Annotated in this window: 11 protein-coding genes; 9 read left to right on the forward strand and 2 right to left on the reverse strand. The window is 71.6% G+C overall.

Going from position 1 to position 14515, the window contains the following annotated elements:
- Nucleotides 1-38: 38 nt before the first annotated feature.
- Nucleotides 39-2255, reverse strand: coding sequence for an HNH endonuclease signature motif containing protein (locus J0911_RS00460; RefSeq protein ID WP_207273435.1), 2217 nt, complete (start codon nt 2253-2255; stop codon nt 39-41).
- 248 nt (nt 2256-2503) lie between these two features.
- Between J0911_RS00460 and J0911_RS00465 the strand changes: the two genes are divergently transcribed.
- From J0911_RS00465 to ilvC, 7 genes are all read left to right on the forward strand, one after another.
- Nucleotides 2504-4501: a class I adenylate-forming enzyme family protein gene (locus J0911_RS00465; protein WP_207273436.1), complete on the forward strand. Its 1998-nt coding sequence runs from the start codon at nt 2504-2506 to the stop codon at nt 4499-4501.
- A 128-nt stretch (nt 4502-4629) separates the two neighbouring features.
- Entirely contained in the window at nt 4630-5619 is a 990-nt protein-coding gene (locus J0911_RS00470; RefSeq protein ID WP_207273437.1) for an NAD-dependent epimerase/dehydratase family protein, read from the forward strand.
- Nucleotides 5620-5790: 171 nt separating this feature from the next.
- Entirely contained in the window at nt 5791-6972 is a 1182-nt protein-coding gene (locus J0911_RS00475) for an ATP-binding cassette domain-containing protein (RefSeq protein ID WP_207273438.1), read from the forward strand.
- Entirely contained in the window at nt 6973-7737 is a 765-nt protein-coding gene (locus J0911_RS00480) for a hypothetical protein (RefSeq protein WP_207273439.1), read from the forward strand.
- 257 nt (nt 7738-7994) lie between these two features.
- On the forward strand, nt 7995-9836 hold the full coding sequence (locus J0911_RS00485) for an acetolactate synthase large subunit (RefSeq protein WP_207273440.1): 1842 nt from the start codon (nt 7995-7997) through the stop codon (nt 9834-9836).
- A 22-nt stretch (nt 9837-9858) separates the two neighbouring features.
- Nucleotides 9859-10383: an acetolactate synthase small subunit gene (gene ilvN, locus J0911_RS00490; protein WP_207273441.1), complete on the forward strand. Its 525-nt coding sequence runs from the start codon at nt 9859-9861 to the stop codon at nt 10381-10383.
- Between the two features lie 92 nt (nt 10384-10475).
- On the forward strand, nt 10476-11504 hold the full coding sequence (ilvC, locus tag J0911_RS00495) for a ketol-acid reductoisomerase (protein WP_207273442.1): 1029 nt from the start codon (nt 10476-10478) through the stop codon (nt 11502-11504).
- Nucleotides 11505-11535: 31 nt separating this feature from the next.
- Here ilvC and J0911_RS20935 read toward each other — a convergent pair whose 3' ends face one another.
- Nucleotides 11536-12498: a DMT family transporter gene (locus J0911_RS20935; protein WP_207273443.1), complete on the reverse strand. Its 963-nt coding sequence runs from the start codon at nt 12496-12498 to the stop codon at nt 11536-11538.
- 108 nt (nt 12499-12606) lie between these two features.
- Between J0911_RS20935 and J0911_RS20940 the strand changes: the two genes are divergently transcribed.
- Both J0911_RS20940 and J0911_RS00510 read left to right on the forward strand, forming a co-directional pair.
- Nucleotides 12607-13380, forward strand: a complete 774-nt coding sequence (locus tag J0911_RS20940; protein ID WP_307864845.1) for an ASCH domain-containing protein — start codon at nt 12607-12609, stop codon at nt 13378-13380.
- 62 nt (nt 13381-13442) lie between these two features.
- Nucleotides 13443-14507, forward strand: coding sequence for a 3-isopropylmalate dehydrogenase (locus tag J0911_RS00510; protein ID WP_207273444.1), 1065 nt, complete (start codon nt 13443-13445; stop codon nt 14505-14507).
- The last annotated feature ends 8 nt before the right edge of the window (nt 14508-14515 follow it).

Consider the following 14515-nt stretch of genomic DNA (forward strand, 5'->3'; position numbering starts at 1 on the left):
GCTGCCGATGAACGGGGCCCGTCGGGCGGGGCGAGTGCTCAGAACGGCGGCGCTCCCGGATGGCGTCCACGGGGCTGATCGGCCTCCTCGTCTCCGGGTGCAGCGCTTGCCGTGGCGGGTGGTGTCGCGAGTGTCATGCCGTGAGCGAGCGCGTACCGGATGGTGGGATCGGTAATGGTGGGCTCGACGACGGCGGGCACGCCGCTGGGTGGGGACCAGTGTGTGATCCCGGTGTCCGCATCCCGGCTGACCGACCAGTCCGCATGCGTTTTCAGGTTGTGGTGTCTGCGGCATAGAGCATGAAGGTTCGTCGCGCGTGTCTGGCCTGGCTCGCTCGGCGCGTAGTCGTGATCGTGGTCGAACGCGTCGATGTGATCCAGGTCCAGGACCGTGCGGCCCGCGGCCAGAGCCGGCCGGTCACAGCCCGGGAACCGGCAGGTGCGGTCACGGGCGCCCACGGCGGCTCGTAGCGTGGCTCCGGGGGCGTAGGTGCGGGTGGAGTAGTCGGTGAGAACACCGGTGACCGGGTCGGTCAGGAGCCGCCGCCACGTGCTGTCGGCGGCGATGCGCGCAGCCGTGTCGGCCGGGATGGGGCCGATGCCCTCCAGGATGCCGGGAGTGATGTCCCCGGGGTCCAGGAGCATGGTGGCGGGCACGGTCACGTTCACGACGGTGGTCACGTCCACCACGCGGATCCGTGTGCCGAGTGCCGCCGTATCGCCGCCTGTATTCGGGCGTCCGATGTACTGGTTTCCTATGCTCTGTTCTCCCACGTTCTGGCTTCCAGTATTCCGGCTGCTCGTCCTGTCGGTGCTGCCCTGTGCGGAGCCGGTGAGCGTGCTGCCGTGCGGGTCGTGCGACCGGTCGTGCGGGACGGGGATCAGGTCGGTGTCCAGCACGGGCTCGACCAGTCGTGGCGGCTCGACGACCTCGCCGTCACGACCACCGTTGTCACCATGGTTGCGACCACCTTTGTCGTGGTCGGCGTCGCGGTTGTCAGCGGCGTCATCGCAGCCGTTGTGCGACTCGTTGATGGTGCCGTCGAGGTTGTCGTCCGTCTCGTCGGCGGGACACGGCAGGACGAGGCGACCGGTGACCAGCGCGGCCAGTGCTGCGGCACGGAGGGTGCCCAGAGGGCGCGCCTCCCCGGGGACATCCTTGAGTGCCTTGGCGGCGGCCTGGACGGTGTTGAACGTACGAGCCGCGTCCACCACGGGCATGTCGGCGACGATGCGCCCCATGCCGGGACCCGCCGGCTCGGCCCACACGTTGCACCGCTCCACGACGTCCCGCTGACGCGCTCTCCTGCCGTGCAGCACCGCGGCACGTGCGTTCAGCTGCTCACTGACCCAGCGCCACGTGCGGGTGCGGGCGCTCGGCAGCAGATCCTCGATGGCCTCGCCACGTTCCTGAGGCGTCAGGTCGGTGCCAGCACGCAGGAACGTGTCGACCTTCTTCGCATCGATGTGTCCGGCGGCCAGTGCTTCGGCAAGCCGCGGGTAGCGGGACGTACCCTCACCCCGCATCGCGATCTGCCATCCCTCACCGGAAGTCACGTGCAGTCCGGCGGCGATCTCGCCAGCGGCCGAGTCTCGTCCCAACGGGCCGTCCGTGCGGGTCATCAACTCCGCCGCAACCCGCGCCTGAGCGGCACGCACCCAGGAGGCGACCCGCTCCCAGCCTGCGATCACGCGTCGCAGGTCGCCATCATCCAGGCTCGCCGGTGCACGCTCGCCGGTGTCGGTCACGTGCGTCACGCCGCCCGACCCGTCGCCGGTGCCGAACCGCGTCTCCAGGCCGGTCAGGTTCTGCAACGTGCTGACCAGCGCCACACCCGGGGGCAGGTGGTCCACGTCCTCGAGCAGCAGCCCCGTGACGTCCACAACCACGACCCCGCCGCACGCACCCGAAACGCCCCGGCTCGTGCCGCCATCAGCGCGCCTCACGCCACCATGCGGACCGGCAGGTCCGGGGCCGATGTTCTCCTCCTCCTGGTGGATGTACGGGTTCGTCGCCAGAATCGCGGCGAGCTCCTGCTCGCTGTGGTCCGGCGGCAACAGCAGTTTCCCGAACGCGTCCACCAGTCCCGCGTCGTCCGAGGAGCAACCATCCGGCCCCCGGCCATCGAGTGCTGGCGCGAACTCTGCGGCGGACCGGTACCCGACCTCGCCGGTGGGACCGACCCACTCCACCTCGCCACGTCGCACGTCGATCTCGGGAGCGCGACTCGCGTCGTCGAAGGTTGAACCGGTCATCAGCCGCCGCCTCCGTCCCCTGCTGGTTCTTCGCTGTTGTGTTCGATCCTATGTGTGCCACACGGGTTTCGCCATCAGAAAGTGGGATCTGTGGATAACTTGTCACATCGGCGATGAGAGTGTTCTGATGGAGCCGGCACAACGGCACGGCGAAGGAGACGTTAGATGTACGCACCGACACGCGGCCGGCTCACGGAACGTCGGAGTCTGGGCCACGCACCGCCGATGCTCGGTTACGTTCGGGTCCCGTGAGCACTGGAGAGACGTTCGTCGACGAACTGCTGACTTCGGTCGCCGAAGGGGGTATCGACCGTGGAGGTGTCGCGCTGCGCTGGTTCGGCGACGCCTATCCCGGAGCGCATGGCGCTCGTCGCGGATGCCGGGTCCGCGAGGAGGTCACGTTCGTGGAGCTGGCGCGCCGCGTCGAGGACACCGCCGCCGGCCTGCGCGCAGCCGGGATGCAGCCCGGTGAGCGCGTGCTGTTCAGCATCCGGCCGCGCCCGGAAGGCATCATCCTCTGCCTCGCGGTGATCCACGCGGGCGGCTCGATCGTGTTCGTCGACCCGGGTTCGACGCCCGAGCTCTTCGAGGCTCGCCTCACGGCCGCCGATCCGCGCTGGGCGGCGACCGAGGCGCTGTTGTACGCGGTGTCCTCGGGTCCGCTCACCCGGGTGGCACGCGCGCGTGGACTGCTCCTTCCGCACTACGCGCGGCTGCCGGTCCGGCATCTGTACTCGGGGGCGTGGCTTCCGGGAGTGCCGCGCGGAGCACGGCGTGCGGCACGGCTGGCCCTCGGGCAGGCGGACCGTCGTACATCGGCCGACGGCCCTGTGGCTGATGGTCCTGTGGCTGATGGTTCGGTGGCCGGTGGTTCGGTGGTCGGCCGAGAACCGAGCGGGGCGGGCGCGGGCCGGGAAGCTCTTGTCGTGTTCACATCGGGCACGACGTCGGATCCGCGGGCCGTCGTGCACACCACCTCCTCCCTTGGCGGCATGCTTGACCTGTTTGCCCAGGTGGGAGACCTGCGGGCCGGGCAGCGTGCGCATACCGACCAGATGTTCCTCGGTCTACCCGCGCTCCTGGCCGGCGGCACCTGGGAGATCCCGGCACGCACACCTGCTGCGGACCCAGGCGCGTTCGCCCGGGGGCTGGCGGGTGCGGACTCGTCATTCGCGGTGCCTGCGGACATCACGGCCCTCCTCGACGTGATCGAGGAGGATCGCCGTCGCGGTGTGACTACGGCCCGCTCGTCCGGCCGTGCACGACGCCGATCTGGTCGTGCGAACCGTGCATCCATCGGTAGGGCTCGGACGCCGGTAGGGCCACGGGTGATGGCTGTCGGAGCCGCGCCGGTGACCCCTGCGCTGATGGAGCGTGCGACTCGTCTCCTGCCGGAGACACGCTGGGTCTGCGTGTACGGGGCCACGGAGATGCTTCCCGTCGCCGTCGCCGATGGTATCGACAAGGCGGCCTTCTCCGCCGCGGCCGCAACCGAACGTCTCCCGCCGTCCACCGCCTCGGCCGGTCTGTCTCCGCCTGCCGGTGACCTCATCGGCACCCCGCTCGACGGCGTCACGGCACGCATCGACGCCCCGGATCACGACGGCGTCGGCGAGCTCGTGATCTCGGGTCCGTCCCTCATGGCCGGCTATCTCGCCGACCTCGATGCGGGCCGGCCCGCCGCGACGGAGCACCGAACCGGCGACCTGGCGCGGGTTGACGACGCCGGCCGACTCACTCTCGTCGGCCGTACCCGCGACATGATCATCCGGGGCACGGTGAACATCTATCCGGGCCTGTTCGAGCCGCGCCTGCGGGCGTTGCCGGGCGTGGGCGACGCCCTGATGGTCGGCGTCCCGATGGACGACGGCGACGAGCGGGTGGTTCTCGTCGTCGTGGCAGATCGTGACCACCCGCGGGCCCGCGGCGCACGGCAGCAAGGCCGGCCATCTCCCGCGGCCGGCTCGCCCGTCGCCGGCTCGCCTGTCGCCGGCTCGGAGTCAGCCGGCGTGGCCCCTACCGGTGCAGCCTTCGGCGGTGCGGCCTCCGGCGGTGTGACACTCGCCGAGACCGCCCTCTCCCGAGCGGTCGAGTCCCGGTTACCCGGGATCCTGGACCACGGGGCCCTGCCCGACCTGGTCGTCGAGACGCCGTTCGTGCCGTTGGCGGGCCGGTCCCGTAAGCCGGACCGGGGGGCTCTCGCCGCCGCGGCCGCGGCATTCGTACGACGGTCCGTACCGAGCTGAAGGACGAAGCCCGTACGTCTGGGAGGGTCCGTACGTCTGGGAAGGCCCGTACACATTCGACCGGTACGGTTCGGTCTGTCCCGGGAACGTGGCCGAGGGACGTGCGGCCGGAGAAGGTGAGGGAGCGCATGCGTGTGGCGGTGACCGGGGCGTCCGGCTTCGTCGGCGGCGCCGTCGTGAAGGAACTCGCGGCACACGGGCACGACGTGCTCGCCAGTTCACGCCGCATGCCCGCCGACCTCCCTGAAGGAGTTCGCCATCTCGCCTGGGACCTGCGCGACGGCCCCCTCGAAGGGAATGCGCACCCGGGCGATGTCGATGCCGTCGTGCACTGCGCCGCCGTCGTCGGCGACGGTGGCTCGCGAGCCGCGGCGTGGGTGGTGAACGTGGAGGGCACGCGCGCCGTGCGCACGACCTTCGGCAAGGCGCGATTCGTGCACGTGTCGTCCGGCAGCGTGTACGACCCGACGACGCCGAGCGTCCGCATCCGTGAGGACGAGGGGCCGACGGCGGACCGGGGACGACGGCCCTTCCGCTACCTCAACGCGTACGGTGCCACGAAAGCGGCCGCCGAACACTGGCTCGCACTCGACGCGGCCGAGCCCGACCGCGGTCCCGTCGTCGTCCTGCGTCCGCACGCCGTGTACGGGCCGGGAGACACGACCCTGCTCCCGCGCCTCGAAGGAGCGCTGATCGGGGGCCGGTGGCTGCCCCTGCCCGGCGGCGGCACGACGCTGCACCATCTCACGCACGTCGCTACGCTGGCCGCGTCCGTCCGGGCGGCCCTGACGGCGGACCTGTCGCGCGAGATCGCGGGCGGTCTGCCACTGGTCGTGAACGTCGCCGACGCCGCACCGGTGGTGCTGCGCGAGATCCTCGAACTGCTGATGCTCGCGCGTGGCAGGCACGTGCGCGTGGTTGCCGTGCCCGAGCAGGCGGCCCTCCGCGCCGCGGTGGTCGCCGAACGGGCCGCGGCACTGACGGGCACGGAGCCCCGGGTGTCCCGCTACGCGCTGAGCCACCTCGCGATGGAGCGCACGTACGACCTCACCGTGCTGCGCGATCGGCTCGGCGTCGATCCGCCAGCCACCTCGATCCTGGGCGCCGGATTCTGGTGACCGGCTCGGACCGTCGACCATCGGACCGCCGACCACCGGACCGCCGACCACCGGACCGCCGACCATCGGACCGCCGACCACCGGACCGCCGACCATCGGACCGGATCCATCGGCCGGCAACGGTGACCGACGGACCACCGAGGCCTATCCGGAATGCCCTACCCTGTCCGGGTGAGCCCGGACGATCGCCCGCCCTCTGTCGCGGCCGCCGTCGAGACCCTGGGCCTGCGGAAGACCTACTCCGGCGTCCGCGGCCGGACGATCGCCGTCGACCGCCTCGACCTTCTCGTACCCGCCCGCGGCGTGCACGTGCTGCTCGGTCCCGCCAAGGCCGGGAAGTCGACCGTCCTGCGCCTTCTCCTCGGGCTCGCCCGTGCGGACGGCGGAGCGGCACGGTTGCTGGGCGTGGCGGTGCCCGACGTCGGGCGTGAGCTCGCCGGGCGCGTCGGCGCCGTCGTCGGCGAACCGGGGTTCCTCGACCGGCTGACCGGCCGGCGCAACCTGCTGATGCACCCGGCGGCCACCAGCGCGGAACAGGTCGACCTCGCGCTCCGGCGGACCGGCCTCGCGGACGCCGCCCTCGACGCCGTGGGTACCTATCCGCCGGGTGACCGCCGCCGGCTCGCCTTCGCCGCTGCGCTTCTTGCCGGCCCCGACCTCCTGATCGCCGACGACCCGACCCGTGGACTGGACTCCACGGGAGCGCGCCAGGTGCGCACCCTCGTGCGCAAGATCGCCGATCGCGGCATCGGCGTTCTCCTGACGACCGACGACCTCGTCGAGGCCCAGCAACTCGCCGACACCGTCACCGTCCTGGCCGGCGGACGCGTGGTCGGCGACGGACCCGCGACCGACGTGATCGGCGACCTCGCCACGACCGTACGGCTGCGTGTGGACGACGGCGACCGCGCCGTCGCCGAGCTGCGCGCCGCCAAGTTCCGGGCCGACCGCGACGGGGACGCGATCCTCGTCGACGGCGTCGAGGAACCCGCCGACGTGACCAGGGCGCTCGCCCGGAAGAAGCTGTACGTCACGGAGATGAGCACGCGGCGGGAGTCGCTGGACTCGCTCGTGCGACGGCTCGCGCCGGAACCGGAGCCCGCAGAGCAGCCTTCGCCGCGTCGGCAACGGCGCGCGGCGTTCGAGGCGAAGGTGGCCGAGAAGCAAGCCGCGTACGACGCCCGGGCCGCAGCACGCGAAAAGGCTGCAGCCGCCAAGGAGGCCGCACGACAGGACAGAGCCGAGACGGCCCTGCTCGGCCGACGACGGGCAGCCGAGACGGCCGGAGGATCGGGCGTGACCCCCACACGGGACGGCCGCACGAAGAACGGCACGACCGAGGAGTCCGCGTAGATGCGTCTGCTGGCCAAGGAACTGCGGCGGTTCGCACTCCGCCCGGTCGCACGGTGGGTGGCGGCGGGCACGTTCGTGTACGTCGTCACGGTGGTCCTCCTGGCCGCGTTCACCGGCGACGGTCGCCCCCTCTCCCGGACCGTCGCCGACGGCGATCTCGCCGGGTACGCCCTCGTCCCGGTGCTTCTCGCGTGTGTGGCCGGGGCTCTCCTGGCCACCGGGCCGAACGGGGGAACCCGCGCACTCCTCACCGTCGAGCCCCGCCGGGACCGTGTGTACTGGATACGGGCGGCAGCGGCCGTAGCCGCGGTGCTCCCCGCCGTCGCGGTCGCCTACCTGCTCATCGCGGCCGGTCTGTGGGGCGTCACCGTCGTCGCCGGCCCGCCGGACGACCCGGGAACGACGGCGGACGAAGCCGGGCTGCTCCGCCAGCTCGCCTGGTCCGGCGCACGGGTCCTGGCGCTCGCGGTGTGCGCGGCGGTCGCCGGGTCCGCCGTCGGCGCGGCCGTCGGGCGCTGGTGGGCGGCGGTGCCGTTGGTCGTCCTGGTACCGGTCGGCGTCGAGGCCGTCCTGGCCGCGCTGGACGCCGAACCCTGGTCGCCGCTCGCGCATGCCCGGGCCTGGGCCGCGGGGCCGACGGGAGCTGACGCCGGAGCGGGTGGGCCGGTGGGGTCCTGGTGGGCGAGCGGCCTGCTCCTGCTCACCGCCGCGGCGGTGGTGACGATGCTCGGCATGCTCACGTTCCGGCGCCGGGAGCTTCGCTGACCTGCGTGCCCGCCGTCGCGCATCTCGGATCGTGGGATCTTCGGCCCGGCAGGTGACACGGGCGTCATTTCGGCGTAACGTGCGTCACGTGCAGACGAACCTTGTAGTACTTATTCCTGAGCGCGCCGACTGAGGCCACTCGCAGGCTTCGTCAGCGCGCTCGCCCCTCGCCTGTCGTCCACGGACGACCGAGGGGTTTCTTGTTGTCCGAAACATCCGCAGCCACCCCTCCGGGGGCGCGACGGCAGGAGACCGACATGACCGCCACACCGACACCGGCCCAGCTCGCGGCGCGCGCCGAGGCGCGTGAGCAGGTACGCGCGGACCTTCGCGCCAAGGCTGTCACCGCCGAGGAGGTGACCGGGGCGGAGTCGCTCGTCCGGTCCCTCGAGGAGGTCGGTGCGGACACGGTCTTCGGGATCCCGGGCGGAGCCATCCTTCCGGCCTACGACCCGCTCATGGACAGCAAGCGGCTACGACACGTCCTCGTGCGGCACGAGCAGGGCGGCGGGCACGCGGCGTCGGGCTACGCCCACGCGACGGGCAAGGTCGGGGTGACGATGGCGACGTCGGGCCCGGGCGCGACGAACCTCGTGACGCCGCTGGCCGACGCCCACATGGACTCGATCCCGATGGTCGCGATCACCGGACAGGTGGCAGCGGGCGCGATCGGGACCGACGCGTTCCAGGAGGCGGACATCGTGGGCATCACGATGCCCATCACCAAGCACTCCTTCCTCGTCACGGACCCGGCCGAGATCCCGCGGACGATCGCCGAGGCGTTCCACATCGCGTCGACCGGCCGGCCCGGCCCGGTGCTGGTCGACATCGCCAAGTCCGCGATGCAGATGAACACCACGTTCTCCTGGCCGCAGGACCTCGCTCTGCCCGGCTACCACCCCGTGACGAAACCGCACGCGAAGCAGATCCGTGAGGCGGCGAAGCTGCTGGCCACGGCCCGGCGGCCGGTGCTGTACGTGGGTGGCGGGGTGGTCCGGGCGGGGGCCTCGGAGCTGCTCCGCAAGCTGGTGGACCTGTCCGGCGCACCTGTGGTGACCACGCTCATGGCCCGCGGTGCCGTGCCCGACTCCCATCCGCAGAACCTCGGCATGCCGGGTATGCACGGCACGGTCCCGGCGGTCGCGGCACTGCAGAAGGCCGACCTGATCTTCGCGCTCGGTGCCCGGTTCGACGACCGCGTCACGGGCAAGCTGTCCTCGTTCGCGCCGCGTGCGGCCATCATCCACGCCGACATCGACCCCGCGGAGATCGGCAAGAACCGGGCGGTCGACGTGCCGATCGTGGGGGACCTGCGCGAGGTGATCGGCGACCTGCTGCCGGAGCTCGCCAAGGAGCACGAGGCGGTCGGCAGGCCGGACCTCGAGGGCTGGTGGCGGCAGGTCGACGGCTGGCGCGAGACCTACCCGCTCGGATTCACGGAGACGGCCGACGGGCACCTCGCCCCGCAGCACGTCATCCAGCGGCTCGGCGAGCTGGCCGGGCCCGACGCGATCTACGCGGGCGGCGTGGGCCAGCACCAGATGTGGGCGGCGCAGTTCATCAGGTACGAGAAGCCGCGCACCTGGATCAACTCCGGCGGTCTGGGCACCATGGGTTACTCCGTCCCGGCCGCGATGGGCGCGAAGGTGGGCCAGCCTGACGCCGAGGTGTGGGCCATCGACGGCGACGGCTGCTTCCAGATGACCAACCAGGAACTCGCGACCTGCACGATCAACGACATCCCGATCAAGGTGGCGGTCATCAACAACTCGTCGCTCGGCATGGTGCGGCAGTGGCAGACGCTCTTCTACAACGAGCGCTACTCCAACACCGACCTGCACACCGGCCACGGCACCGCCCGCGTGCCCGACTTCGTCAAGCTGGCGGAGGCCTACGGCTGCGAGGGGATCCGCGTGGAGAGCCCGTCCGAGGTGGACACGGCGATCAAGCGGGCCCGGGAGATCGACGACCGGCCCGTGGTCGTGGACTTCACCGTCTCGCGTGACGCGATGGTGTGGCCCATGGTCGCCGCCGGCGTGAGCAACGACGACATCCAGTACGCGCGCGGTATCTCGCCGTCGTGGGAACGCGAAGACTGACCGAGGACGAGGAAGAAGAATCATGAGCCGTCACACCCTTTCCGTCCTGGTGGAGAACGAGCCCGGCGTGCTGACCCGCGTGGCCGGTCTGTTCGCACGCCGCGCGTTCAACATCCACTCCCTCGCCGTCGGGCCGACGGAGCACGAGGAGATCTCCCGCATCACCGTGGTGGTCGACGTGGAGGACCACCCCCTGGAACAGGTCACCAAGCAGCTCAACAAGCTGGTGCAGGTCATCAAGATCGTGGAGCTCGATCCCGAGTCGTCCGTCCAGCGCGAGCTGCTGCTCGTCAAGGTCCGGGCCGACGCCGCCGCGCGGTCCGGGGTTCTCGAGGTGGTCGAACTGTTCCGGGCGCATGTCGTCGACGTGACGCCCGATGCCGTGGTGATCGAGGCGACCGGGACGGGAGCCAAGCTGAACGCCCTGCTCACCGCGCTCGAGCCCTTCGGTGTCCGCGAGATCGTCAAGTCGGGGACCCTCGCGATCGGGCGGGGCCCGCGATCCATCACCGACCGCGCGCTGGAGCGCGTGGTGCGGTCCGCGTGAGACCCCGCCGCTCCGGACGGAGCGGCGGGCTTACGCTGCCAACCATTCACCGTAACGTCGACCCAATCCACATCGATCAAGGAGCAAGAACCGTGGCTGAGCTGTTCTACGACGACGACGCCGACCTGTCGGTCATCCAGCAGAAGAAGGTGGCGGTGATCGGCTACGGCAGTCAGGGTCACGCGCACTCGCTGAACCTGCGTGACTCCGGTGTGGACGTCACCGTGGGCCTGCGCGAGGGGTCCGCCTCCCGCGCCAAGGCCGAGGACCAGGGCCTGAAGGTGGCGAGCGTGGCCGACGCCGTGCGCGACGCCGACGTGGTCGTCATCCTGGCCCCGGACCAGGTGCAGCGCCTCGTGTACGCCGACGAGATCGCCCCGAACCTCAAGGAAGGCGCGGCCCTCGTGTTCGGCCACGGCTTCAACATCCGGTTCGGCTACATCAAGCCCGAGGCCGACCACGACGTGTTCATGGTCGCGCCCAAGGGCCCGGGGCACCTGGTGCGCCGCGAGTACGCCGACGGCCGGGGTGTCCCCGTGCTGGTCGCCGTCGAGCAGGACGCGTCCGGGACGGCGTGGGAGACGGCGCTCTCCTACGCGAAGGCGATCGGCGGCCTGCGCGCCGCGGGGATCAGGACGACCTTCACCGAGGAGACCGAGACCGACCTGTTCGGCGAGCAGTCCGTCCTCTGCGGTGGCGCGTCGCAGCTGGTGCAGTACGGCTTCGAGACGCTGACCGAGGCCGGCTACCAGCCGGAGATCGCGTACTTCGAGGTGCTGCACGAGCTCAAGCTGATCGTCGACCTCATGGTCGAGGGCGGTATCGCCAAGCAGCGCTGGAGCGTCTCCGACACGGCCGAGTACGGCGACTACGTGTCCGGCCCGCGCGTCATCTCGCCCGAGGTCAAGGAGAACATGAAGGCGGTGCTCGCCGACATCCAGAACGGGAAGTTCGCCGAGCGGTTCATCGCCGACCAGGACGCCGGCGCGCCGGAGTTCAAGGAGCTGCGCGCCAAGGGCGAGCAGCACCCGATCGAGGAGACCGGCCGCGAGCTGCGCAAGATGTTCGCATGGATCAAGCCGTCCGACACGGACTACGTGGAGGGCTCGGCGGCTCGCTGAGCTGTGGGGAGGCGGCCGAGCCCGCTCTCGTTCAGCGCCGGTCGGGGCGGCGCTCGAACAGGAGCGGGATCGCCACCGCCACCAGCGTGAGAGCCGCACCGGCGTAGGTGAGCGGCCCCGGCGCAGCGGCGTCCGGGGCCGCCACGTCGAGCACGAGCGCTCCCACGATCTGCCCCGCGATCAGGCTCAGGCTCAGCAGCAGCACGCCCACGCGGTGCACCACCGCGGCCCCGAGCGCGATGAACACGATGCCGATCGCGCCGCCGGTGTAGAGCAGGGGGTCGGCGGGCAGCATGCCGTCGGGCGCACCGTCGAACAGGACCGAGAGACCGAGCGCGACGAGCAGTGCGGTTGTCCCGACCGCGAAGTTGACGAAGGTGGCGGCCAGGACGTCGTCGGCGGCCGCTCGGACGCGGCCGTTCATGGCCTGCTGCCAGGCGACCCCGACACCTGCCAGGAGCGGCAGCGCGGCCAGCGCGAGGGCCGACGTCGACTCGATCCCGCCGGACATCGCGATCGCGACGGCGACCACGGTCAGGGCCGGACCGATGGCGCGCGGCAGTGTCACGAGCCGCACCCCGCCGGGGCCGATCCCGAGCCGGTCCACGACGATCGACCCGACCGACTGGCCCGTCACGAACGCCACGATGAACACGGCGACGCCGAGCGACCCGACGGCGAGCCCCTGCGAGGCCACGAAGAACGCGCCCGCCGCGCCCCCGAGACAGTGCCAGGGCCGCAGGCCGCCGTCGCGCAGCGCCCCCGCGATCCGGCGCAGGCCCGCCCGGCCGCGGCGGGAGGCGAGGAGGGCGGCGCACAGCAGCACCAGGCCGGAGCCGAACGAGATGACGGCGGCGAGGTAGCCGCTGCCGACGTGTTCGGCGAGCGTACCGTTGACGCGGCTCTGCACGGCGACCGCGGCTCCGCCGACGACGGCGAGCGCGACCGCGGCGACGAACGCGGGATCGCGACGGCGGGTGGAGGAGTGGGACACGGTACCGAGCGTATGTTCCGGGGTGGACGCATGGTGTGCCCGGGCGGGTCGGGTGGGTCACACGTAGCGTGGGTCACAATGTTCCCGCGATACGGCAGGATGGGCGGCGTGAGCGACGAGACGCGTGAACCCGAGCAGAACGACGAGGCCACCACGGCGCCCGAGGGCGACCCCGAGGAGTTCGAGCCGGAAGACCTCGATCCCGAGGAGTTCGAGCCGGAGGACCTGGACCCCGAGAACCTTCACGGGGAGGAGCTCGTCCCCGACGACGCCGAGGCCGACGACGTCGAGGCGGTCGACGCCGCCCCCGGCGACCTCGACCCCGAGCCCTTCGACCCCGCGACCTTCGACCCCGAGGACTTCGCGAGTGCCGAGCCGGGTGACGAGGAGGTCGCCGTCGCGGTCCAGTCCTTCTGGGAGGCGGTGCGGCCGTACGCCGGGATGGCCAAGACAGGCGTGGTGACGGGCGTGCTGGCGTCGGAGACGGTGCCGCCACCGGCGTGGTCGTTCGGCGACAAGCCGGAGATCGCCGACGAGCTGCTGGACCTGGTGCTGGCGGGCACCAAGACGGCGACGACGTCGCCGGCGTGGGAGTACGAGGACGCGGGCGAGCCGGTGCCGCAGGTCGGCGAGCTGTCCATCCTGCTCGACGGCGAGCGGCAGCCGCGGGCGCTGATCCGCACCACCAGCGTGGAGACGGTCCCGTTCGACGAGGTCGACGAGGAGACGGCCGCCGCCGAGGGCGAGGACGACCGGACGCTGGACAGCTGGCGGACCGAGCACGAGAAGTACTTCCGCCGCAACCTCCCCGAAGGCCGCGAGTTCGCGGACGACATGCCGCTGGTGGTCGAGCGTTTCGAGCTCCTGTACCCCAGGAGCTGAGCCCGTCCCAGAGCATGAGACCCGTGTCTCATTTTCGCGGTCGTTCACGCTAGGCTCCGTGCATGGCGCAGAACGTGACGGACCAGCAGATCGACCTCGCGGTGGTGGCCGGCGACGGCATCGGCACCGAGGTCGTGGAACAGGGGCTGCGGGCCCTCGAGGCGGCGCTCGCGCCGAGCGGGACGAAGGTCGTGACCACCGAGTTCGACCTGGGTGCCCGTCGCTGGCACGCCACGGGGGAGACCCTCACCGACGCGGACCTCGAGCGGATCAGGCAGCACGACGCGATCCTGCTCGGCGCGATCGGTGACCCCACCGTCCCGTCCGGCGTGCTGGAGCGCGGCCTGCTGCTCAAGCTGCGCTTCACGCTCGACCACTACGTCAACCTGCGCCCGTCCAAGCTCTTCGAGGGCGTGACCAGCCCGCTGGCCGACCCGGGCGAGGTCGACTTCGTCGTGGTCCGCGAAGGTACCGAGGGCCCGTACACGGGCAACGGTGGTGCGCTGCGCGTGGGCACGCCCGCCGAGATCGCCACCGAGGTCAGCGTCAACACCGCCTTCGGCGTCGAGCGCGTGGTGCGCGACGCGTTCGCCCGGGCCACGAAGCGCGAGCGCAAGCACCTCACCCTGGTGCACAAGCACAACGTGCTGGTGCACGCGGGGCACCTCTGGCGCCGCACCGTCGAGGCCGTGAACGCCGAGTTCCCCGACGTCACGACCGACTACCTGCACGTGGACGCCGCGACCATCTTCCTCACGACGAACCCGAGCCGGTTCGACGTGATCGTCACCGACAACCTGTTCGGTGACATCCTCACGGACCAGGCGGCGGCCATCACCGGTGGGATCGGGCTCGCGGCGTCGGCCAACATCAACCCCGACCGCACCGCGCCGAGCATGTTCGAGCCGGTGCACGGCTCGGCCCCCGACATCGCGGGGACCGGCAAGGCCGACCCGACCGCGACGATCCTGTCGGTCGGTCTGCTCCTGGACCACCTGGGCCACGCCGACGAGGCCGCCGTCGTCCAGGCGGCGGTCGCCGCGGACATCGCGGAGCGGGCGACGTCGTCGTCCGTACGCACCACGGCGCAGATCGGCGCCGACATCGCGGCTCGGATCGCGGGGTAGCACATCCC

Origin of the sequence: Myceligenerans salitolerans, from assembly GCF_017349295.1 — a bacterium.
GTDB classification, from domain to species: domain Bacteria; phylum Actinomycetota; class Actinomycetes; order Actinomycetales; family Cellulomonadaceae; genus Myceligenerans; species Myceligenerans salitolerans.

Bases quoted from the DNA above. Each gene is read 5' to 3' on its own strand.
- J0911_RS00470 (WP_207273437.1), top strand. From the start codon at position 4,630: ATGCGTGTGGCGGTGACCGGGGCGTCCGGCTTCGTCGGCGGCGCCGTC.
- ilvN (WP_207273441.1), top strand. From the start codon at position 9,859: ATGAGCCGTCACACCCTTTCCGTCCTGGTGGAGAACGAGCCCGGCGTG.
- J0911_RS00460 (WP_207273435.1), bottom strand. From the start codon at position 2,255: ATGACCGGTTCAACCTTCGACGACGCGAGTCGCGCTCCCGAGATCGAC.
- J0911_RS00485 (WP_207273440.1), top strand. From the start codon at position 7,995: ATGACCGCCACACCGACACCGGCCCAGCTCGCGGCGCGCGCCGAGGCG.
- J0911_RS00510 (WP_207273444.1), top strand. From the start codon at position 13,443: ATGGCGCAGAACGTGACGGACCAGCAGATCGACCTCGCGGTGGTGGCC.
- J0911_RS00480 (WP_207273439.1), top strand. From the start codon at position 6,973: ATGCGTCTGCTGGCCAAGGAACTGCGGCGGTTCGCACTCCGCCCGGTC.